Annotated in this window: 15 protein-coding genes; 1 reads left to right on the forward strand and 14 read right to left on the reverse strand. The window is 72.4% G+C overall.

Features of this window, described 5'->3' with window-relative positions; translation table 11 throughout:
- Positions 1-47 precede the first annotated feature (47 nt).
- The 6 genes from ABT129_RS16950 to ABT129_RS16975 all read right to left on the reverse strand — a co-directional run bounded on the left by ABT129_RS16950 (position 48) and on the right by ABT129_RS16975 (position 5,602).
- Positions 48-608 (reverse strand): SCO2584 family spore wall biosynthesis protein, encoded by a 561-nt coding sequence (locus ABT129_RS16950; protein WP_351901553.1) that lies wholly within the window; start codon positions 606-608, stop codon positions 48-50.
- Positions 609-684: 76 nt separating this feature from the next.
- Positions 685-1,968, reverse strand: coding sequence for a glutamate-5-semialdehyde dehydrogenase (locus ABT129_RS16955; RefSeq protein WP_351901555.1), 1,284 nt, complete (start codon positions 1,966-1,968; stop codon positions 685-687).
- A 213-nt stretch (positions 1,969-2,181) separates the two neighbouring features.
- Positions 2,182-2,718: a DUF8830 family protein gene (locus tag ABT129_RS16960; protein ID WP_351901557.1), complete on the reverse strand. Its 537-nt coding sequence runs from the start codon at positions 2,716-2,718 to the stop codon at positions 2,182-2,184.
- Positions 2,719-2,876: 158 nt separating this feature from the next.
- Positions 2,877-3,980 carry a glutamate 5-kinase gene (proB, locus tag ABT129_RS16965; protein ID WP_351901583.1) on the reverse strand — a complete coding sequence of 368 codons (1,104 nt, stop codon included), beginning with the start codon at positions 3,978-3,980 and terminating at the stop codon, positions 2,877-2,879.
- 120 nt (positions 3,981-4,100) lie between these two features.
- Complete coding sequence (locus ABT129_RS16970; protein WP_351901559.1) at positions 4,101-4,577, reverse strand: GtrA family protein; 477 nt, start codon at positions 4,575-4,577, stop codon at positions 4,101-4,103.
- Positions 4,577-5,602, reverse strand: a complete 1,026-nt coding sequence (locus ABT129_RS16975) for a glycosyltransferase family 2 protein (protein WP_351901561.1) — start codon at positions 5,600-5,602, stop codon at positions 4,577-4,579. The genes ABT129_RS16970 and ABT129_RS16975 overlap by 1 nt, the downstream gene beginning before the upstream one ends.
- A 305-nt stretch (positions 5,603-5,907) precedes the next feature.
- On the opposite strand from ABT129_RS16975, the gene ABT129_RS16980 reads away from it, so the two are divergent.
- Positions 5,908-7,485: a hypothetical protein gene (locus ABT129_RS16980; RefSeq protein ID WP_351901563.1), complete on the forward strand. Its 1,578-nt coding sequence runs from the start codon at positions 5,908-5,910 to the stop codon at positions 7,483-7,485.
- Between the two features lie 132 nt (positions 7,486-7,617).
- On the opposite strand, the gene galE is transcribed toward ABT129_RS16980, so the two are convergent.
- From galE to ABT129_RS17020, 8 genes are all read right to left on the reverse strand, one after another.
- A complete protein-coding gene (gene galE / locus ABT129_RS16985) occupies positions 7,618-8,610 on the reverse strand; it encodes a UDP-glucose 4-epimerase GalE (RefSeq protein ID WP_351901565.1) in 993 nt (330 codons plus the stop codon).
- 216 nt (positions 8,611-8,826) lie between these two features.
- Positions 8,827-9,981, reverse strand: coding sequence for a glycosyltransferase (locus ABT129_RS16990; RefSeq protein ID WP_351901567.1), 1,155 nt, complete (start codon positions 9,979-9,981; stop codon positions 8,827-8,829).
- On the reverse strand, positions 9,974-12,757 hold the full coding sequence (locus ABT129_RS16995) for a bifunctional glycosyltransferase/CDP-glycerol:glycerophosphate glycerophosphotransferase (protein WP_351901569.1): 2,784 nt from the start codon (positions 12,755-12,757) through the stop codon (positions 9,974-9,976). The genes ABT129_RS16990 and ABT129_RS16995 overlap by 8 nt, the downstream gene beginning before the upstream one ends.
- A 209-nt stretch (positions 12,758-12,966) precedes the next feature.
- Positions 12,967-14,604, reverse strand: coding sequence for a glycosyltransferase (locus tag ABT129_RS17000; RefSeq protein ID WP_351901571.1), 1,638 nt, complete (start codon positions 14,602-14,604; stop codon positions 12,967-12,969).
- 353 nt (positions 14,605-14,957) lie between these two features.
- Positions 14,958-16,397 (reverse strand): GTPase ObgE, encoded by a 1,440-nt coding sequence (obgE, locus tag ABT129_RS17005; RefSeq protein WP_351901573.1) that lies wholly within the window; start codon positions 16,395-16,397, stop codon positions 14,958-14,960.
- 106 nt (positions 16,398-16,503) lie between these two features.
- Positions 16,504-16,758 (reverse strand): 50S ribosomal protein L27, encoded by a 255-nt coding sequence (gene rpmA / locus ABT129_RS17010; RefSeq protein WP_030317577.1) that lies wholly within the window; start codon positions 16,756-16,758, stop codon positions 16,504-16,506.
- A gap of 13 nt (positions 16,759-16,771) precedes the next feature.
- A complete protein-coding gene (rplU, locus tag ABT129_RS17015; RefSeq protein WP_056558958.1) occupies positions 16,772-17,092 on the reverse strand; it encodes a 50S ribosomal protein L21 in 321 nt (106 codons plus the stop codon).
- A gap of 241 nt (positions 17,093-17,333) precedes the next feature.
- Positions 17,334-20,748, reverse strand: a 3,415-nt coding sequence (locus ABT129_RS17020) for an Rne/Rng family ribonuclease (RefSeq protein WP_351901575.1), incomplete at its 5' end; no start/stop codon positions are given.

Consider the following 20,748-nt stretch of genomic DNA (forward strand, 5'->3'; position numbering starts at 1 on the left):
AGGCTCGGAGGAGCCGGGCGGTTCGGCCGCCAGGGGGACGCCGAGCGTTACTTCGGGGACGCGGAGCGTGCCGCGGGGGCGTGGGCGGCGGGCGGTCCCGGGTTCGGGTTGGGCGTGTCGACACCGGTCGTGGCCGGCGGCGGCATCTGGTCCTGGCGGTTGGCCGCCGCGCCCCGGTAGACGGCGCTGAACGCCAGGGCGACCATGCCGACCCCCATGACGAGGGCGAGGAGCCAGGCGGTCGGGCGGTGCCAGCGGGCGCTGCCCCGGTAGGGGCGCAGGGCGCCGCCGTGACGGCCGTAGGGGCTGGCGTCGTCGCCGATGTCGTCCGGCTCGTAGGTGAGGGCGGAGGAGTCGTGGCACTCCTCGTAGAAGTCGTCGTCGCCCGGTCCCCCACCCGCGCGGGCGCGGGCGGCCTCGGCCTCGGCACGGGCCTGGGCAGCGGCGAGGAGTCGCTCGACCGCGGTCGGTTCGTGGACCGTCGCGGCCCGCACGAAGTCCTCGTCGAACACCACGTCGGCGTAGACCTCGTCGGCGCCTCCGCGGTCGACAGAGTCCTCAGGGTCCCCGCCGTCCTGGAACGGCGTGCCCCCCACGTCGTCCGGCACGGATTCAGAGTAGCCCCGGAAGGTGGTTTTGGGCAGGGAGAGTGCGAACCCTCCCGGCCCGTACCGAAAGGAGGGATTACCGGACGTGACCGTCGCCGGTGACGATGTACTTGGTCGACGTCAGCTCGGGAAGGCCCATCGGGCCCCTGGCGTGCAGCTTCTGGGTGGAGATGCCGATCTCCGCGCCGAAGCCGAACTGTCCGCCGTCCGTGAACCGGGTGGAGGCGTTCACGGCGACCGTGGTGGAGTCGACCAGCTGGGTGAAGCGGCGCGCCGCGGCCTGCGAGGTGGTGACGATGGCCTCGGTGTGGCCGGAGGACCACGTGCGGATGTGCTCGACGGCCTTGTCGAGGGAGTCGACGACGGCGGCGGCGATGTCGTACGAGAGGTACTCGGTCTCCCAGTCCTCCGGCGTGGCGGGGACGACGGTGGCCTTGGAGCCCTCGGCGAGGGCGAGGACCCGCTCGTCGGCGTGGACGGTGACTCCGGCCTCCGCGAGGGCGTCGAGGGCCCTGGGCAGGAAGGCCGCGGCGACGTCCTGGTGGACGAGGAGGGTCTCGGCCGCGTTGCAGACGCTGACCCGGTGGGCCTTGGAGTTGATCAGGATGTCGACGGCCATGTCGAGGTCGGTCTGGGCGTCGACGTAGACGTGGCAGTTTCCGGTGCCGGTCTCGATGACCGGGACGGTGGACTCCTCGACGACCGTCCGGATCAGGGAGGCGCCGCCGCGCGGGATGAGGACGTCGACGAGGCCGCGGGCCCGCATCAGCTCGCGGACCGACTCGCGGGACTCGCCGGGGACGAGCTGGATGGCGTCGGCGGGCAGTCCCGCGCCGCCGACGGCGTCGCGCAGGACGGTCACCAGGGCGGTGTTGGAGGCGTACGCGGAGGAGGAGCCGCGGAGCAGGACGGCGTTGCCGGACTTCAGGCAGAGGGCGGCGGCGTCGACGGTGACGTTGGGCCGGGCCTCGTAGATGATGCCGACGACGCCGAGCGGCACGCGGACCTGGCGCAGGTCGATGCCGTTGGGGAGGGTCGAGCCGCGGACGACCTCGCCGACGGGGTCGGGCAGTGCGACGACGTCACGGACGTCGGCGGCGATGGCCCGGACGCGCTCGGGGGTGAGGGTGAGCCGGTCGATGATCGCCTCGCTGGTCCCGGCGGCGCGGGCCTTGGCGATGTCCTCGGCGTTCGCCTCGACGATCTCGGCGGTACGGACTTCGAGGGCGTCCGCGATCGCCAGCAGGGCGTCGTCCTTGGCCGCGCGCGGGAGTGGCGCGATTTCGGCGGCGGCGCCACGGGCCCGGTAGGCGGCCCGGGTGACCGGGGACAGGTTGTCGAGGGGCGTGAGCGAGGTCATGCCCGCAGGGTACTGGCACCCCTGCGGACATCCCTCACGTATCCCGCACTCCGAGACGTACCCCGGCGCTCGCGAGACCCGGCCCCGCCGCGGGACATGACCGAAGGTCGGCGTACGCGGCCAGGCCCCGCCGCCGCGCCGCCGCGCCGCGAGGAGCTCCCGCCGCCGGAGGACCCGGAGGCGGCCCCTCCCTCGCGGGACGCGGCGCGTCCGTCAGTACGGGTGGACGCCGACCGGGGCGGCCGGTGGCGGGCCGTAGCCCTCCGCGATCCGCTGGTGGTAGGTCTCGCGGTCGATGACCTCGAGGCCGACGATCTCCCACGGCGGCAGCTTGGCGGTCTGCCGGTGCTCGCCCCACAGGCGCAGGGCGACGGCCGCGGCGTCGTGCAGGTCGCGGGCCTCCTCCCAGTACCGGATCTCGGCGTGGTCGTTGGCGTACCGGCTGGTCAGCAGGAAGGGGTGGTCGTGGGCCAGTTGTTCCAGCCCGCGTCGCACCTCCTTCAGCGGCGACTCCACACCCGACACGCTGAGGGTGATGTGCCAGAGCTTGGACACGGGCTGTTCCTTGGCGCGTGCCTCGCGTGTCTCGCGAGCTTCACGTGCCTCGCGAACCTCATGTGTCTCGGTGGTCTCGGTCTTCCTGTCCGTGGACCTGTCCCGTGCCTCGTCGAAGTCGGCTCCGGCCTCGACACTGGTCAGGGCGCGTTCGGCAGTCCCTCGGGGCGTGGCCCCTGGGCGCGCTCGTCTCACCGGCGGCCTCCTGTGTGATGCGTGTGGTGCTGTACCCCGCCCCTGCTCTCTTACCCCCGAGACAAAGTTGACCAGCCCGAGGGCGTACTTGGGGCGGTTTTGGTAAACGTCCCTTCCGGATGGCCGCACTTTCAGCCGTTTCGGGAGGGGCGTGAGGGTCAGCCGAGGACGACCAGGCCGTCGCGGTGGACGACCTCGCGCTCGTACTCGGGACCGAGGGCCTTGGCGAGCTCGTGGGTGGAGCGCCCGAGCATCCGGGGCAGCTCCTTGGCGTCGAAGTTGACGAGGCCGCGGGCGACGGCCCGGCCCGCGGTGTCGCGCAGTTCGACGGGGTCGCCGGCCACGAAGTCGCCCTCGACTCCCGCGACACCGGCCGCGAGCAGGGACTTCTTGCCCTCGACGACAGCGCGTACGGCTCCGTCGTCCAGGGTCAGGGAGCCCTGCGGGGTGGAGGCGTGGGCGAGCCAGAGGAGGCGGTCGGCGGAGCGGCGGCCGGTGCGGTGGAAGTACGTGCCGGTGTCCCGGCCGGCCAGGGCGTCGGCGGCGCGGCTCGCGGAGGTGAGGACCACGGGGGTGCCGGCGGCGGCGGCAATCCGGGCGGCCTCGACCTTGGTGACCATGCCGCCGGTGCCGACGCCGGCCTTGCCGGCCGAGCCGATCTCCACATGGGCGATGTCGGCCGGGCCGCTGACCTGCGCGATCCTCGACGTTCCGGGCTTGGCCGGGTCGCCGTCGTAGAGGCCGTCGACGTCCGAGAGCAGGACGAGCAGGTCGGCTCGGACGAGATGGGCGACGAGGGCGGCGAGCCGGTCGTTGTCGCCGAAGCGGATCTCGTCCGTGGCGACGGTGTCGTTCTCGTTGACGACCGGCAGCGCGCCCATGGCGAGCAGCTGGTCGAGGGTCCGGTAGGCGTTGCGGTAGTGGGCGCGCCTGCTGGTGTCGTCGGTGGTGAGGAGGACCTGGCCGACGCGGACGCCGTAGCGGGCGAAGGAGGCGGTGTAGCGGGCGACGAGGAGCCCCTGGCCGACGCTGGCGGCGGCCTGCTGGCGGGCGAGGTCCTTGGGGCGGCGGGTGAGGCCGAGCGGTGCGAGACCGGCGGCGATGGCGCCGGAGGAGACGAGGACGATCTCCTTCTCGCCTCCGCTGCGGACCTTGGCGAGCACGTCGACGAGGGCGTCGACGCGGTCGGCGTCGAGCCCTCCGGAGGCGGTGGTGAGCGAGGAGGAGCCGACCTTGACGACGATCCTGCGGGCCTCCGTCACGTACTGCCTCGTCGCGTCCGTCTGTCCCGTCACCTGCGTCGTCACGTCTGCCGCCACCTGCGTCGTCCTCACTCGGCTGTCCTTCGCGCCGCGTGCTCACGCTGCGGCCGCCAGGGCAATCTACGCGAGGCGGGAGGGCTGCCGCTCGTCCGTTCCGGTCCCTGGACCGGAGTCCTCGGGGCCGTGTCCGGCGCCCCGGGGCACCAGGATCCGCTGCGAGATCAGGTAGGTGAACGGGATGGCGACGACGGCGGCGACGAGTGGCGCGATTCTGTCGTCCATTCCGGCCCAGGTGACGAGCGCGTACAGACCGACGCTCTGCACCAGGTAGTTGGTGACGTTGGTGAGGGGGAAGAGGGCGAACTTCTTCCAGGTCGGCCGGGTGCGGTAGGTGAAGTAGGTGTTGAGGAAGAAGGAGCCGATCATGCTGAGGAGGAAGGCGAGGGAGTACGCGGCGAAGTACGGCATCCACGGGTGGAACAGCAGGTAACACCCGAAGAAGGTGCCGGTGTTGACCCCGCCGACGAGCGCGAAGCGGAATATCTCGGCGAGGCGTCCGCGCCCCGCGCGGGCCGGCCTGCCCGGGTCGGTGCCCATCAGCGCTCCCCCTCGGTGGCCACGACCTCGGTGGCGACGGCCTCGCCGGCCACGACGCGGATCCGTTCGGCGGCGGCGCGTTCGGCGGCCCCTCGGCCGAAGGAGCGGTGGGTCTCCTTGACGAGGAAGTGCGGCCGGCGCTTGGTCTCGTAGTAGATGCGGCCGATGTACTCGCCGATCAGCCCCAGCATCACCATCTGCACGCCGCCGAGGCCCACGATGATCGCGACCAGGGTGACGTAGCCGGGGGCCGTGACGCCCTGGGAGAGGGCGGCGACGGTCACCCACACCGCGTAGAGGGCGGCGAGGCCGCTCAGCATCATCCCGAGCCAGAGCGCGATGCGCAGCGGACGGTTGTTGAAGGAGATCAGCCCGTCCATGCCGTAGTTGACCAGGGAGCTGAACCGCCACTTCGTCTCACCGCCCTCGCGTGCGGCGTTCTGATAGTCGAAGGTGACGGTGTCGAAGCCGATCCAGGAGAAGAGCCCCTTGGAGAAGCGGTTGTACTCGGGCAGCGAGAGCAGGGCGTCGACGGCGGGGCGGGAGAGCAGACGGAAGTCGCCGACGCCGTCGGTGAGTTCCACGTCGACCCAGCGGTTGACGGCCCGGTAGTACATCCGGCTGAGCGCGGAGCGGAGCTTCTTGTCGCCTTCGCGGGTCCGCCGTGCCATCACCTGGTCGTGGCCCTGGTGGTGCAGGTCCAGCATGCGCGCGAGGAGTTCGGGCGGGTGCTGGAGGTCGGCGTCCATGATGACCACGGCGTCGCCGGTGGACTTGCGGAGCCCGGCCAGCATGGCGGCCTCCTTGCCGAAGTTGCGGCTGAAGGAGGCGTACTGGGTCCGGTGCGGGTGCCGGGCGGCGATCTGGCGGAGCTTGTCCAGCGTTCCGTCGGAGCTGCCGTCGTCGACGTAGCAGATCTCGTAGCCGACGGGGAGCGTGTCGAGCACCTGGCGCATCCGCGCGTCGAAGCGTTCGACGACGTCCTCCTCGTTGAAGCAGGGGACGACGACGGAAAGCCTGGTCATTGAACGGTCACTCCAGAGGGATGGGCGAGAGTACGTCCTGAGGGACCGCCACCGGACTCTCCTTCGAGCAGCGCGGCCAGGGTACGGAGCGGCGGTGACCGTCCGGCGTCGCCCGAGTGGCCTCCCCCGGTCGGCATGTCGTCCATGCAGCAAAGCATGCGGGGCAGATATTGATATACGTGGCATTTTTACTCTTTTGTCACCCGTAGAGACCCGTACGGACGACGCCGTGGCGGCACGCTGCCCCGGCTGTGCCGTGCCACGGGTCCAGGCGTGCGGACCTCGGCCACCTGGAGCGAAGACCGGTGAGTAGGACGACCCTCTCGGAGCGTGGTGAGGCACGGATGCCGGACGACGGCGGACAGGACCCCGCGTCCTCGGGAGGTCTCCGGCGGGCGCTCCCCCGGGTCGCGCTCGTCGTCGCCGCGGGGGCGGGGGCACTGCTCGCGGTCGGCGCCTTCCTCGGGCTGTACGTACGCCCCACGTCGGACGACTGGTGCGCGCTCTGGAAGGCCCGGGACATGGGCGTCCTCGGCATCACGGCGGACTTCTACGACACCCAGAACGGACGCGTCACCAACGCGTTCCTGACCGGCCTGCTCTACTCCGACGGCATGCGAGGGCCGAAGCTGCTGCCCGCCTTCCTCGTGGTCGCGCTCGCCGCCGGCCTGTTCCTGCTCGCCCGGGCCGCCCTGCGCTCCCTGCACCGCGCCACGGCCGTGCGAACCGGGCCCGCCGAACCCGCGCGGCAACCCACCGTCCCGCTCGTGGCCGTGGCGGCGCTCCTCCCCGCGCTGCTGTTCTTCGCCGGCACCCGCTCGTACCAGGTGCTGCTCTGGGCGCCCGCCACCATCTCGCACACCCTGCCGAGCGTGATCGGCCTCTGGACCGTGCTCGGCGCCGTCCGGGCCGCCCGCTGCGGCGTGCGGTGGGCCAGGACCGCGGCGGTGGGGTCGGCGCTCCTGGTCGGGGCGGCGCTCGGCATGCTGAGCGAACCGTTCACCCTGGTGGCCGGTCTGTTCACGGCCACCGTCGGCATCCTCTGTCTGCCACGGTTCGGCTGGACGAAGGACCGGTACGTCTCCACCTGGTGCGCGGGGGCCTGCCTGGGGCTCCTCATCGGGCTCGTCCTGCTCTACACCTCACCCGGCGCACGCTGGCGGCGCGCCCAGCACCCGCCCGAGCCGCTGTCGGCGGCCGAGCTCGGAGCGACCTTCCACGACTGGTGGCGCCTCTGGCAGACGGTCGGCGGCCAGTGGGCGTACCTGGGGGCCGTCGCCGTCGGCGCGCTGCTCGGCCTGGCGCTGGCCACCGCCGGGGCCCGGCGGGACGGCGGCGCCCCCCACGGGAGCGCCGCGGGGCTCCCGCCCCGCTGGCTCTTCCTGGTCGCGGTGCTCCTGCCGCTCCCGCTGATCGCCCTCGGCTCGCTGGCCGTGGTCTTCGGACTGCGCAGCGGATACGGCGACGTCGGCTGGACGTACGGCCGCACCTGGACGAGTTTCCTCCTGCCGCTGCTGCTCGTCCTCTGCGCGTACGGGGCGTGGGGCGGCAGCCTGCTGGGGCGCCGCCTGCTGGAGTCCCCGCGCCCGGCGGGACGGGCCGCCGCGCTCGTCGCGATCGGCGCGGTCGCCGTCGGCAGCGCGGCCGCCCTGGTGCAGCCGGTGTACGCGCTGACCACGGAGACGGTGGTACGCGCTGCCGCCTGGGACCGTCAGAACGCCCGCATCCGGGCGGAGGTGGCGGCGGGTGCCCGCGACGTCGGGTACGAGCCGCTCCTCATCGGCGGCCTCACCGAGCCGCTCTTCGCCTCCTCGTACGCGCGGGACTGGGCGGCGCAGTGCACGGCCACGTACTACGGGGTGGACCGCATCCACCGTCCCTGAGGCGCCCGGACACAGACCCGCACACGGGTGCCGGCACTAGCACCGGCGCTGGCACCGCCACCGGCACCGGCACCGGCACGCGGAGGCGGGGTGCCCCGATCAGGGGCACCCCGCCTCCGCGTGTCGCTCGTGTCAGACCGTCGCGCGGACCGCGCGGTTCGCGCCCCAGCCCTCCCAGGCCGAGCTGATCATGGAACGGACGTCGTGCTGCGCCTTCCAGCCCAGCTCCGACTCGATGCGCTCCGCCGAGGCGACCACGCGGGCCGGGTCGCCCGGACGGCGCGGGGTGACCAGGGGCTCGACGCTGTGACCGGTGATCTCGTTGATCAGGTTCACCATCTCGCGCACCGACACGCCCTCGCCGCGCCCGATGTTCAGGGTCAGCGTGGCCGTCTCGCCGGCCTCGGCCGCCGCGACGAGCGCGCGGGCCGCGGCCAGGTGCGCGTCCGCGATGTCGGCGACGTGGATGTAGTCGCGGATGCAGGTGCCGTCCGGCGTCGGGTAGTCGTCACCGAAGATGCGCGGGGACTCGCCGGCGTCGAGACGCTCGAAGACCATCGGCACCAGGTTGAAGACACCGGTGTCGGCGAGCTCCGGGGCGGCCGCGCCCGCCACGTTGAAGTACCGCAGGCAGGCCGTGGAGAGACCGTGGGCCTGGCCGACGGCGCGCGCCATCCACTCGCCGACGAGCTTGGTCTCGCCGTACGGGCTGAGGGGCAGGCACTCGGTGTCCTCGGTGACCAGGTCCACGTCGGGCATGCCGTAGACGGAGGCGGAGGAGGAGAAGAGGAAGCTCTTCACGCCCGCGGAGGCGGCCGCGTCGAGGATGGTCTGCAGACCCGTCACGTTCTCGTGGTAGTAGAACAGCGGCTTCTCGACGGACTCGCCGACCTGCTTCTTGCCGGCCAGGTGGACGATGCCCTTGATCCGGTGCTCGCGCAGCACCCGGTCGAGGAACGCGCGGTCGAGGACCGTGCCCTGCTCCAGGACGATGCCCTCGGGGACGCGCGCGGGGTTGCCGGTGCTGAGGTCGTCGACCACGACGACGTGCTCGCCGCCCTCGGTCATTGCTTTGACGACGTGGGAACCGATGTAACCGGCGCCGCCGGTGATGAGCCAGGTCATTCCGACAGTGTAGTCACAGCCTCCGGGCCCTCCGGCGGCCGCGGAAGTGGCCCCGGACACGCGACCTGCGAGGACGTCCCGACACGCCGAGGCCCCACCCGGATACCCGTTCCCGACACGCGAGAACACCGCCCGGACACCCGTTCCCGACACGCGGAAGCCCCGCTCCGACACGGGTCGGGGCGGGGCTTCCGTGACCGTTCGATCCGGGTCGGACTAGCGCTCGATCTCGTCGAACGCCGCCTCCCACTGGTCGAGGACGTGCGGCAGCGCCAGGTGCGCGACGTGCTCGCGGCCCGCCCTGCCGTACCGCAGGCGCATCGCGGAGTCGTCCATCAGCTCGCCGAGCGCGGCGGCGAGGCCCGGCACATCGGCCGGCGGCACCAGGGTGCCGGAGACGCCGTCCGCGACGAGCTCCCGGACACCGCCGGAGACGTCGAAGCTCACGCACGGCACGCCGCAGGCGGCGGCCTCGGCCAGCGCCATCGGGCGACCCTCGCGCTCACTGCTGATCGCGACGACGGACAGCTCGCGGTAGGCGGCGGCCATGTCCTGCGCCGTGCCCCGGAACACGACCTGGTCGGCGACGCCGAGGTCCTCGGCGCGCATCCGGAGCTCGCCCTCCAGCGGGCCCTCGCCGAAGAGGTGCAGCTCCCAGCCGTCGCGGCCCTGGTGGGCCTGGGCGAAGGCCTCGATCATCCGGTCGTACCGCTTGATCGGGTCGAGCCGGCCGACCGCGCCGATCCTGCGGGTGTCGAGCGGGGCCAGCTCGTCCGGGAAGAACGGCAGCGGGTTCGGCATGACCCGCACGTTCGGGACGCGCTGGTTGACGAACTCGACCCCGTCGCCCTCGGAGAGCACCAGGGTCTGCTCCAGCGCCGGGTAGTGGCGCCGGATCAGGCCCAGGTTGGCGCTCCGCTTCGCCTGCGCGAAGGACTCGTGGTACTGCCCGATGCCCTTGAGGTGACGCCACTTCAGCGGCATGACCCAGTCCACCGCCCACGGCGAGCCGAAGACGATGTAACCGTCCTCGACCTCGGCGAGCTTGCGCTCGAACTCCGCGCGCGCGTTGTCGCGGTCGGAGCGGGCCCGGCGGGCGTCGGCACGGCGCGCCAGGCTGATCCGGTCGCCGACCGTGCGCACGGGCGGCTTGGGCTCGGAGGGGGCCGGGTAGAGCGTCGAGTGCCGGTACGCGCGCGTGGCGTTGTACGGGAACGGCTCCGGGCTCGGCCGGATGCCGATCAGCTCGACGCGGTGACCGCGCTCCCCCATGCCCTGGGCGAGGGTGTGCAGCACCCGCTGGGATCCGCCCATCGAGTCGACGTCGATGCCGACGAAGAACACGTTGCGGACAGGGGAGGCCTCAGTCATGGGTGCCGCCTTCGAAAAAAGCATCGACCACCATCTTGCTGGCGTGGCCGGTCTCGTACGAGCAGAACATTTCCTGGAAGCGCGCGTACCGCTGGGCGTGGCGCTCCTGGGTGCCCTCCAGGTCCCGCACGGCGGCGGCGAGGTCCTCGGTGGTCGTCACCATCGGACCGGGAGCGATCTCCTCGAGGTCGTAGTACGTGCCGCGGTCGCCGCCCTTGTACGCCTCGTAGTCGTCCGTGTAGAGGATGATCGGGCGGCCGGTGTTGGCGTAGTCGAACATCAGCGACGAGTAGTCCGTGAGGACCGCGTCCGAGGCCAGCATCACGTCGTTGATGTCGGCGTAGGAGGAGCCGTCGCGCAGGAAGTGCCCCAGCTCCGGAGCGATCTTGAACCGGTCGTACGGGTGGGTCCGGACGACGATGATCCACTCGTCGGACAGGTGCGGGGCCAGCGCCTCGAAGTCCACGCGCACCGACTGCCCGGTGCGGCGGGCCGCGTCACGGAAGGTCGGGGCGTAGAGCAGGACCTTCTTGTCGGCCGGGACGTTCAGGGCCTCGCGGACGGTGGCGGCCCTGGCCTGCTGCTCGGGCTCGGCCCAGCGCACCAGCACGTCGTTGCGCGGGTAGCCGGAGCGGATCAGCTCGGCCGCCACCTCGAAGGCCGGCACGAAGGTCCGCTCGAACTCGGCGGACGGGCAGACGAGCGCGTCCCAGCGGCCCACGGCCGAGCGGAAGCGCCCCTTCTCGATCTCCGACGCGCTCCGCAGCGAGGGTACGTCGAAGCCCATCGCCTTGAAGGTCTGACCGTGCCAGGTCTGCAGGTACCGGGTGCCCTTGGGCTTCGGGTACAGGTACGGCAGGTTGTGCGAGTCGACCCAGTAGGTGGCGCGGGCCAGCGCACGCCCGTACGCGAAGCTGCCGCGCCGGACGAGGGTCACGTCCTTCGGGAAGGACGAGCGGTCGCCGGAGTACGCCCAGACCACGTCGATCGGGAGGTTGCGGCGCTTGAGCTCCTCGTAGATGTAGCGCGGGCTGTCCGCGTAGCCGCGGCCCTCCATCGCCTCGAACACGGCGAGGCTGCGCTTGCGCGGGAGCTTGGACACGGCGTCGTACGCGGTGGCCTTGCCCTCGTTGCCGACGAGGATCTTCCTGACCTTGCCGACCTTGCCCTTGGCCTTGCGGGCCATGGGGCCGAGCGGTTCGAGGGACTTCAGGACGCCGGAGCGCTGCCAGGTCACCTCGAGGCGTCCGGCACCCTTCTGCTCCGCCCTGATGCGGAGGTGGTGAATGCCGAACGTGTGGTACGTGACGGTGGCCCGGAAGTCCGGCTGGTCGTGCTCGGCCAGCAGGATGTCCGTGCGGCGCGCGCCGTCCCGCTCCAGGGCGATCACCGGGTGGCGGCGGGTCGCCACGCCGACCTTGCCGACGGGCACCTTGCGGAGGTCGAGCGCGGCCTTGGAGACGTACTGCCCCTCGCCCTGCGGGTGGAGGGTCAGCGGCACCGAGAGCGGCGTCTTGTGCGCGGCCAGCTTCACCGAGGCCTGGGTGCCCTCGGTGATCAGGCCGGCGGGGTCGAACGTGCGGATCTCCAGGTGCAGGACCGGGCCCCGCATCGTCACGGAGGTCAGCTCGTGCCGGATGCGGCCGGTGGCGAGCACCTGCTCGCGCATGTACCACTCGCTGATGTCCAGCTCGGCGCGCGCGGCGTCGTCGGCCGGGGCGACGGCGCCCCAGTAGGTGGCCCCGTCCTGGTCCGTGACGAAGCGCGGGGCGAGCTGCGGGCGGCCCAGCTGGCGGGCCGCGACCTGGAGGTCTTCGAGGCGGCCGGTGCGCAGCAGGTGGATGCAGACGCGCTCCTCGCGGGAGAGCCGGGCGTAGGTCTCGTCGGAGATCTCGTCCAGGTACGGGTTGACCACGTCCGCGAACTCGGCGACCCAGCCGGTGTCACGGAACGGCAGGTCGCCCAGGTACAGACGGAAGTCGTGGCGGAGGAACTTGTAGTCCTTCTCCGCGCGCAGCTCCGCGCGGCCGTTCTCCTCGAACCAGGTGTCGATGAGCCGGGCCACGCCGATGCGGTCCGCGACGTTCTGGATCTTGTGACGGCTGGAGGAGATGGAGACGCTCTCCGGGGCGAGGCGCCAGGTGTAGACCGACCACGGGACGACGGCGAAGGACTCCGCGAGCGAGAACGCCTGCGCGGAGAACAGCTGGTCCTCGTAGTGGATGCCCTCGGGGAAGGTCAGCGCGTTGTCCCGGATGAAGGCGGTCCGGTAGAGCTTGTTCGTCGACAGGTGGTCGAAGAAGTACTCGGGGCGCTCGGCGATGCCGTTCACGACCCGCTTCTCGGTGAAGAGGTGCGGGTACCAGAGGCCGGTGGTGTTCGACTCCTCGAAGAGGCGGGTCACCTCACCGGTGACGAAGTCGACGCCGGTCTCCTCGGCGACGAGCAGCAGGCTCTTGCAGGCGTGACGCGGCAGCTCGTCGTCGCTGTCGAGGAACATGACGTAAGGGGCGCGCGCGACGGCGATGCCCCGGTTGCGGGGCGCGCTGCAGCCGCCGCTGTTCTGCTCCAGGCGCACGTAGCGCACGCGCGGGTCGGATGCCTCCAGGGCGCGCGCGACGCGCTCGGTGCCATCGGTCGAACAGTCGTCGGCGATGATCACTTCGAGGTTGTTCAGGGTCTGGTCGAGAAGTGACCGAACCGCTCGCGGGAGCCGTTCCTCATCGTTGTAGACGATGACGACGACGCTCACATCAGGGACGTCGCTAGTCGGCATCCAAGTCCTCTCACAAGTGCGTGCGGCAACATCTGGCACGCGTTCCGGCCAGGCGCGGCGCTGCCTGCGCCATGGTCAATGGCGCACTACTGCCTTCAGTGGTGAAGGGTGCCGCTCCGCAATGTTCGACGAGCGCCACCCGGCGACCGGAAAGATTACCCGGCAGGAGGAATTGTTCCATACCTGCTCTCCCGGGCCTTCGGTGATGTTCACCGCATCGCAAACAGCCTCTTGAACCGGCCCGACATCACCTGACGTGCACCGACCGCGCCGCCGGCGAACCGGAGGACGAGTCCGCGGCGCGCCGAGGCGACCACCTGGACAAGGAGGACCCGGCCCAGTCGGCCGAGGACCATGCCACGCCGCCCCACGAACCCCTGCGGGGCCCTGACCTCGGCGTTTCCGGTCGATCCGTCCGCGTAACGGAGCTCGGCGCGCAGCGACCAGGCGGCGAGCCGGCCCGGACGGAGCAGCTTCGCCGTGGGGAGTGTCACCGTCGCCGTCCAGCCGTCCGCCGAGGGAACCAGCGGCGCGTCGGCCGAGAGCCCGGCCGCCGAGACCCGCTCGGTGAACGCGACACGCACGGCCACGGGGCCGAGCGCGGCGACACGCCCGTAGAGATCGTGGACGGTCAGGGTCAGCCGGGTCGACGCGCCGACGGTCACCGAACCGTCCACGGCCACCGGCAGCTCGGCGGGCGCGAGCTCCGCGAGACCCTCCAGGGGTACGTCGGCGGGGGCGGCGGCCAGGACCGGCGTGCCGTCCTCGGCGCGCGGGTACGGCGGGACGAGCCGGGGCCGGGGCGCGGCCAGCTCGACGAACCGGGTGAGCTCCGGCCCTCCGGGAACGGTGGCGAGCGCCGTGAGCGCGGCGTGCAGCCAGCGGGACGGCGCCTCGGCGGCGGCGACCGCGGCGGCCTCGAACCCGGCCAGATGGGCGCGGGTGACCGTCCACCAGTCGGCCCGGTAGGCGGCGGTGCGCTGCGGCAGCTCGCGCAGGTACATGGGGAGGTCGTAGTCGAGGAACTTCGTCTGCGCGGCCCGGGCGAGCGCGGGCCGCCCCGCCGCGCGGAACACGTCGACGACGGCGGCGTGCGCGGCGATCCGGTGCTCCCAGTTGGCCAGGGAGGCGCGGCGCAGGGAGATGGACAGGGTCGCGGCCTGCCGGCGGACGTGCCAGACGTACACGGGGACGTCGGTGACGGCGAGCCGGGGCGTGGCCGCCTGCACGCGTGCGCTGAAGACGAAGTCCTCGTAGTGGAACGCGCCGTCGGGGAAGCGGACGGCGTGCCGGTCGAGGAAGTCGCGGCGGTAGAGCTTGTTCACGGAGAGGGTGTCGAGGACGAACTCGGGGTGCTTCTCGATCCCGTCGAGGACGGTGCCGGGGAGCGTGGCGCCCTGCTCCACGTCGTACAGGGAGGGGGCCCAGACGGTCTCCCGGCCCTCGGGGAGTTCGCGCCGCACGCAGATCCCGGCGACGACGTCCGCGCGCTGCTCGGTGGCGACGGCGAGCAGCCCGTCGACGGCGCCGGGCAGCAGCAGGTCGTCGCTGTCGAGGAAGAGGACGTACGGGTGGACGGCGGCGCCGATCCCGTCGTTGCGGGGGGTGCCGCAGCCGCCGCTGTTCTCGGTCCGGATCAGCGGCCGCACCCGCGGCTCGTCGGCGAACCCGGCGAGCACCTCGGGTGTGGTGTCCCCGGAGGCGTCGTCGACGACGACGACCTCGCCGACCGCCTCGCCCTGGGCGAGGGCGGAGCGGATGGCGTCGCCGACGTGCTCCGCGTCGTTGTACGCGATGACGACGACACTGACACGCGCGGGGGCCTGCGGCTGGGGGGTCTCACTCACCCGTGAATCCTACGTGTCCCCCGTACGGCCCATGGATGCCGGAGAGACCACGAAACCGGCCGGGCACCCACAGGGGTGCCCGGCCGGTGAACGCTGCGAGCGGCGGCCGGCTCGGCCCCGAAGGGCTCACCGGCTTCGGGCGGCCGCGCCGGACTCCGGTCCACCGGACCGGCGCGCCGCCCCGTCCGCCAGGTCCTGTCCGACCATTGGCGTCGGATCAGGCCGGGTCGTTCGGTGTGTGCGATCGGCGTGCGGCCGGGACGCCCTCGTAGCGGAGCTACTTGGGCGTTTCGGCCGTGCGGCGAGCGTGCGTGCCGGGCGGCCCGGACCCGGCGGGAATGGTCGGACAGGACCTAGAACGGGTCGAACTCGTCGAACTCGCGCTGCGCGTCGTCCCGCTCCGCGTCGCGGTCCCGGCGGCGCTGGGCCGCGGGGCGCGGGGCTTCGAGGCGGTGGTCCTCGCCCCGGCGGCCGAGCATCTCGGCGCCGGCCATCATCGAGGGCTCCCAGTCGAAGACGACCGCGTTCTCCTCGGAACCGATCGCGACGCCGTCGCCGGCGCGGGCTCCGGCCTTCATCAGCCGGTCCTCGACGCCGAGGCGGTTGAGGCGGTCGGCCAGGTAACCCACGGCCTCGTCGTTGCTGAAGTCGGTCTGGCGGACCCAGCGCTCCGGCTTCTCGCCGCGCACCCGGTACACGTCCTCCGCCTCGTCGTACGTGACGGTGAAGCCCGCGTCGTCGACGGCCTTCGGGCGGATGACGATACGGGTCGCCTCCTCCGTCGGCTTGGCCGCGCGGGCCTCGGCGATGACCCCGGCGAGGGCGAAGGAGAGCTCCTTGAGACCCAGGCGGGCCACGGCGGAGACCTCGAACACCTGGTAGCCGCGCTCCTCCAGGTCCGGGCGGATCATGTCCGCGAGGTCCTGGCCGTCGGGGATGTCGACCTTGTTGAGGACGACGATGCGCGGCCGGTCCTCGAGGCCGCCGTACTGCCGCAGCTCCTCCTCGATGATGTCGAGGTCGGAGACCGGGTCGCGGTCGGACTCCAGCGTCGCCGTGTCCAGGACGTGCACGAGGACCGAGCAGCGCTCGACGTGGCGCAGGAACTCCAGGCCCAGGCCGCGGCCCTGACTGGCGCCCGGGATGAGACCCGGCACGTCGGCGATCGTGTAGACGGTCGAACCGGCCGTGACGACGCCCAGGTTCGGCACCAGGGTGGTGAAGGGGTAGTCCGCGATCTTCGGCTTGGCGGCCGACAGGACGGAGATGAGCGAGGACTTGCCGGCGCTCGGGTAGCCGACGAGCGCCACGTCGGCGACGGTCTTCAGCTCCAGGACGATGTCCCGCGCCTCACCGGGCTCGCCGAGGAGCGCGAAACCGGGGGCCTTGCGGCGCGCGGAGGAGAGCGCCGCGTTGCCGAGGCCGCCGCGGCCGCCCTGTCCCGCGATGAAGGTGGTGCCCTGGCCGACCAGGTCGGCGAGCACGTTGCCCTGCTTGTCGAGGATGACGGTGCCGTCGGGCACGGTCAGGACCAGGTCCTGGCCGTCCTTGCCGGAGCGGTTGTCGCCTGCGCCGGGCTGGCCGTTGGTCGCCTTGCGGTGCGGCGAGTGGTGGTAGTCGAGGAGCGTGGTGATCGCCTGGTCGACGACCAGGATCACGTCGCCGCCACGGCCGCCGTTGCCGCCGTCGGGTCCGCCGAGGGGCTTGAACTTCTCCCGGTGAACGGAGGCGCAGCCGTGGCCTCCGTTACCCGCGGCGACATGCAGCTCGACGCGGTCCACGAAGGTGGTCATGGGTGTGCCTCCATTTATTACGTACGGAATGTCTATCTAGTAACACGCGAAAGGCGGACCCGCTTCCCGATACGGGAAGTGAGGTCCGCCTCCGCAAAAGATCCGATCAGGCGACCGGAACGATGTTCACGACCTTGCGGCCACGGTGGGTGCCGAACTGCACCGAACCGGCCTGCAGGGCGAACAGCGTGTCGTCGCCGCCACGGCCGACGCCGGAGCCCGGGTGGAAGTGGGTGCCACGCTGGCGGATCAGGATCTCACCGGCGTTGACGACCTGACCGCCGAAGCGCTTCACGCCGAGCCGCTGGGCATTGGAGTCGCGCCCGTTACGGGTGGACGATGCGCCCTTCTTGTGTGCCATGTCTCAGTCCCTCTTACTTCGCAGCCGCGGGGATACCGGTGACCTTGATCGCCGTGTACTGCTGGCGGTGACCCTGGCGACGGCGGTAGCCGGTCTTGTTCTTGTAGCGCAGGATGTCGATCTTGGCGCCCTTGTGGTGGTCCACGATCTCGGCCTGGACCTTGATCCCGGCCAGGACCCACGGGTCGCTGGTCACGGCGTCGCCGTCGACAACGAGCAGGGTCGAGAGCTCGACCGTGTCGCCAACCTTGGCAGTGGGAATCTTGTCAACCTCAACGATGTCGCCGACAGCAACCTTGTGCTGGCGACCACCGCTGCGCACGATGGCGTACACGCGGATCTCTCTCTCACTCGGAATCGAAACCCCTGAGGCCAGCCGCTCACACGGACCCGAGGGCCCGCGGCGTTCCGGAATCGGACGAGCGGCCTCTCCCGACGAGCGGGAGGGAAGTGCTCAGAGGCGCGACGCGTCGATAGACACGCCGACGGTCTAGGTTACGGGCGGCTGCCTCGGAGGGTCAAATTCGCCCGTTCGGTACGGGCCGCCCCGGGGAGGGGCGGCCCGTACCCGCCAGTCAGTCCTGGGCCGGGGCGGCGGTCTTCTCCGCCGCCTTCTTGGCCGGGGCCTTCTTGGCGGTGGTCTTCTTCGCCGCGGTCTTCTTGGTCGCCGCCGTCTTCTTGGTGGCGGCCTTCTTGGCCGTGGTCTTCTTCGCCGCGGTCTTGCGCGCCGCCGTCTTCTTGGCGGGGGCGGGCTCGGCCTCGGCGGGCGCCTCGGCGGCGTCGGCCGCGGGAGCCGCCTCGGTGGCCTCGGCCGGGGCCGTGGTCACCACGACGACGGCCGCGTCCTCGGCGCCCGAGGGCGAACCGGCGGGGGCGGTGGCCTTGCGGACCACCCGGCGGCGGGCACGCGGCGGGGCGGCCACGGGGGCCTCCTCGACGGCGGGCTCGGCGACGGCCTCGACGGCCGCCTCGGCGACCGGCGCCACGACGGGCTCCGGCTCCGGGGCGGTCTCGACGACCGGCTCGACGACGACCGGCTCGGCGGCCGGCTCCGTGGTCGAGACGACCGGGGAGGTCGCCCGGCGGGTGGCACGGCGACGGCCGCGCGGGGCCGGGGCGGCGGTCTCCTCGACCACCGGCTCGGCGACCGGCTCGGCCACCGGCTCGACGACGGCCTCGACCACCGGCTCCGGCGCCACGACGGGCTCCGGCTCCGGCTCGAACACGACGGACTCGGTCTCCACGACCGGCCGCGCGGCGACCGGCGCGGAGACCCTGCGGGTCGCGCGACGGCGGCCACGACCGCGCGTGGCGGCGGCCTCCGCCTCGGCGACGGAGCCGTACAGCTCCTCGTCCGCGGCGATCGGCTCGGGCAGCGCCACCGGGGCGGCCAGCTCCGCGGCGACCTCGGCCTCGGTCTCGGTCTCGGCGGTCTCCGTGACCTCGGCGTGGTCGTGCTCGTGCTCGTGGACGTGCTCGGCGCCACCGCGGCCGCGCTTCTTCGAGCGCTTGCCGCCGCCACCGCCACCGGCGGTGGTCGGCTGCTCCATGTGGACGATGACACCGCGGCCGTTGCAGTGGACGCAGGTCTCGGAGAAGGACTCCAGGAGGCCCTGGCCGACCCGCTTGCGGGTCATCTGGACCAGGCCGAGCGAGGTGACCTCGGCCACCTGGTGCTTGGTCCGGTCACGGCCCAGGCACTCCAGGAGGCGCCGCAGCACCAGGTCGCGGTTGGACTCCAGGACCATGTCGATGAAGTCGATGACGACGATGCCGCCGAGGTCGCGCAGACGCAGCTGGCGCACGATCTCCTCGGCCGCTTCGAGGTTGTTCCTCGTCACGGTCTCTTCGAGGTTGCCGCCCTGGCCGGTGAACTTGCCGGTGTTGACGTCGACGACGATCATCGCCTCGGTCTTGTCGATCACCAGCGAGCCGCCGCTCGGCAGCCAGACCTTGCGGTCGAGCGCCTTCATGAGCTGCTCGTCGATCCGGTACGTCGCGAAGACGTCGACCTCGCTCGTCCACCGGGAGAGGCGGTCGGTCAGGTCCGGGGCGACGTGGTGCACGTACCCGTGGATGGTCTCCCACGCCTCGTCACCGCTGACGATGACCTTGGAGAAGTCCTCGTTGAAGATGTCGCGGACGACGCGGACGGTCATGTCCGGCTCGCCGTAGAGCAGCGTCGGGGCGTTGCCGCTCTTCGCCTTCTTCTGGATGTCCTCCCACTGGGCCTGCAGACGCTCGACGTCGCGGCGCAGCTCGTCCTCGCTCGCGCCCTCGGCGGCGGTGCGCACGATGACGCCCGCGTCCTCGGGGACGATCTTCTTGAGGATGGTCTTGAGGCGGGCGCGCTCGGTGTCCGGGAGCTTGCGGCTGATGCCGGTCATCGAGCCCTCGGGCACGTACACGAGGTAGCGGCCGGGCAGCGAGACCTGGCTGGTCAGGCGGGCGCCCTTGTGGCCGATCGGGTCCTTCGTCACCTGGACGAGGACCGACTGGCCGGACTTGAGGGCGGACTCGATGCGGCGCGGGCCGTGGCCCATGCCGAGCGCCTCGAAGTTGACCTCACCGGCGTACAGGACGGCGTTGCGGCCCTTGCCGATGTCGACGAACGCGGCCTCCATGGACGGCAGGACGTTCTGGACCTTGCCCAGGTAGACGTTGCCGACGTACGAGGTGGCCTGCTCCTTGTTGACGTAGTGCTCGACGAGCACGTTGTCTTCCAGGACGCCGATCTGGGTGCGCTCGCCGCTCTGGCGGACGACCATGACGCGCTCGACGGCCTCGCGGCGGGCCAGGAACTCGGCCTCGGTGATGATCGGGACGCGGCGGCGGCCCTGCTCGCGGCCTTCGCGGCGGCGCTGCTTCTTGGCCTCCAGGCGGGTCGAGCCCTTGATGGACTGGACCTCGTCGGCGCCGGTGCCGGGCTCGGCCTTCTCGCGGGCCGGGCGGGGCTCGCGGACCTTGACGACCGTGCGGACGCCCTCCTCGTCGCCGCCCTCGGCGTCGCCGGAGGCGTCACCGCTGCGACGGCGGCGGCGACGGCGACGGCGGGAGCTGCTGGAACCGCCGGCGAAGCCCTCGGCCTCGTCGTGCTCGTCCTCGCCGTCCTCGGACTCGTCCGACTCCTCGGACTCCTCCGAGCGCGGCTCCTCGCCCTCCTCGGCGTCCTCGGCCTCGGTGAGCTCACCGCGACGGCGGCGACGGCCGCCACGACGGCGACGGCGGGAGGGGCGGTCCTCGTACTCGTCCGTCTCCTCGGCCTCGTCGGCCTCGTCGATCTCGTCGGCCACGGCCTCGACCTCGGGCTCGTCGGCGACGGTGGCGGGGACGGGCTCGACGGCGACGGGCTCGCCACGGCGGCGACGACGACGGCGGGAGCCGGTCTCGCGCTCGGCGGGCTCGGGGGCCTCGACGACCTCGGCCTCGACCTCGGCGGGCTCGACGGCCTCGGTCTCCTCGACCGTCTCCTCGTCCTCCGGCTCCACCACGCCCGCGGCGGCCGCGGCGGCGGCGGTCTCCGGGGTCTGGAACATCGGCTCGGTGAAGACGGGGGCCTGGAATACGGCGACGGAGGGGCGCGCGGCACGGCGCGACTCGCGGACCGGGGCCGGCTCGGAGGTGAACTGCGGGGAGGTCGCGCGGCGGCGGCCGCGGCCACGGGTGGCGGCGGTCTCGGCGGCGGTGACCTCGGCCTCGTCGGCGGCGATCTGCGCGACGGCGGCCGTGGGGAGCGACTCGCCGGTGGCGACGGGCTCGGCCGCGGGCTCGGCGGCGACCTCGGGCGAGGTGACCTTACGGGTGGCGCGGCGGCGGGCGCGCGGGGCGGGCGCGGCGGCCTCCTCCGCGACCTCGGCGGCCGGGGCGGCAGCGGCGGCCGGAGCGGCAGCGGCCACCGGTTCGGCGGCCGGGGCGGCGGCGACCGCGGTCTCCGCGGTCTCGGCGGCGGCCGGGGGGGGGGGCTTACGGGTGGGGCGGCGGGATCGGGAG

The organism is Streptomyces sp. NPDC002057 (assembly GCF_040296665.1).
Classification (GTDB): domain Bacteria; phylum Actinomycetota; class Actinomycetes; order Streptomycetales; family Streptomycetaceae; genus Streptomyces.

Coding starts and splice junctions, on each gene's coding strand:
- ABT129_RS16955 (WP_351901555.1), bottom strand. CDS start 1,968: ATGACCTCGCTCACGCCCCTCGACAACCTGTCCCCGGTCACCCGGGCC.
- ABT129_RS16970 (WP_351901559.1), bottom strand. CDS start 4,577: ATGGGCACCGACCCGGGCAGGCCGGCCCGCGCGGGGCGCGGACGCCTC.
- ABT129_RS16975 (WP_351901561.1), bottom strand. CDS start 5,602: ATGACCAGGCTTTCCGTCGTCGTCCCCTGCTTCAACGAGGAGGACGTC.
- galE (WP_351901565.1), bottom strand. CDS start 8,610: ATGACCTGGCTCATCACCGGCGGCGCCGGTTACATCGGTTCCCACGTC.
- ABT129_RS16990 (WP_351901567.1), bottom strand. CDS start 9,981: ATGACTGAGGCCTCCCCTGTCCGCAACGTGTTCTTCGTCGGCATCGAC.
- ABT129_RS16995 (WP_351901569.1), bottom strand. CDS start 12,757: ATGCCGACTAGCGACGTCCCTGATGTGAGCGTCGTCGTCATCGTCTAC.
- obgE (WP_351901573.1), bottom strand. CDS start 16,397: ATGACCACCTTCGTGGACCGCGTCGAGCTGCATGTCGCCGCGGGTAAC.
- rpmA (WP_030317577.1), bottom strand. CDS start 16,758: ATGGCACACAAGAAGGGCGCATCGTCCACCCGTAACGGGCGCGACTCC.